This window comes from Xanthomonas sp. SHU 308 (assembly GCF_000364645.1).
Lineage (GTDB): Bacteria > Pseudomonadota > Gammaproteobacteria > Xanthomonadales > Xanthomonadaceae > Xanthomonas_A > Xanthomonas_A sontii.
In genome coordinates, this window is sequence record NZ_AQOK01000623.1 from 1 (window position 1) to 692 (window position 692).

At 72.4% G+C, this 692-nt stretch carries 1 protein-coding gene and 1 pseudogene; both read right to left on the bottom strand.

The window, feature by feature from the left end; genetic code table 11:
* A pseudogene (locus tag D588_RS25205) lies at nt 1-279 on the bottom strand (hypothetical protein); the annotation flags it as partial.
* A gap of 117 nt (nt 280-396) precedes the next feature.
* Nucleotides 397-692 (bottom strand): ACT domain-containing protein (locus D588_RS25210; RefSeq protein WP_043085697.1); only part of this gene is annotated, 296 nt, incomplete at its 5' end.

Consider the following 692-nt stretch of genomic DNA (forward strand, 5'->3'; position numbering starts at 1 on the left):
GCTGTCCAGCGCCAGCGCGGCCTCGAAGCGCTCGCGCGCGCCGCTGCCGTCGGCGGCGCTGAGCCGGCCCGCACGCAGCGCCGCGTGGCCCTGATCGAGCAATTGCTGGATGCGCGTCTCCGGCCAGATCAGGTCGGCCAGCGGGCGGCGAAACACCACCACGGTCATTCCCAGCACCAGCAGCACCGCCAGCGCCCAGCGCCAGACACGCCGATCGCGCCACAGCGGCACCGGCCGCTGCCTGCGCGTGGGTTCGTCCCTGACCTGATCCGGCGGCATGCTCACCGCACAAGCTTAGCGTTGCCCCGATGACGAACAGCTGTGCGTCGCACCGGCCGCGCGCACGGTGGGTGGCCCATCCGCTGGCAGGCCTCCCGGCCGGCATGCCGCCGCCCCTCAGCCCAGCCGCCGCGCCTCGTGCACGCCCGGCAGCGCGTCGAGCTTGCCGAGCAAGGTGGACAGTTGCCCGTAATCGCCGACCTTCAGCCGCAGCCGCAGTTGCGCCAGGCCGCTGTCGCGCACGTTCTCGCTGTTGATCTCCAGCACGTGCGCCTCTTCCTGGGCGATCAGGTTGGTGATGTCCTTGAGCAGCCAGCGCCGGTCCACCGCGCGCACCAGTACATCGACCTCGTAGCCGCCGCCTGCCTGGCCCCACTCCACCGGCAGCACCCGCTGCGGATGGCTGGCGGCCA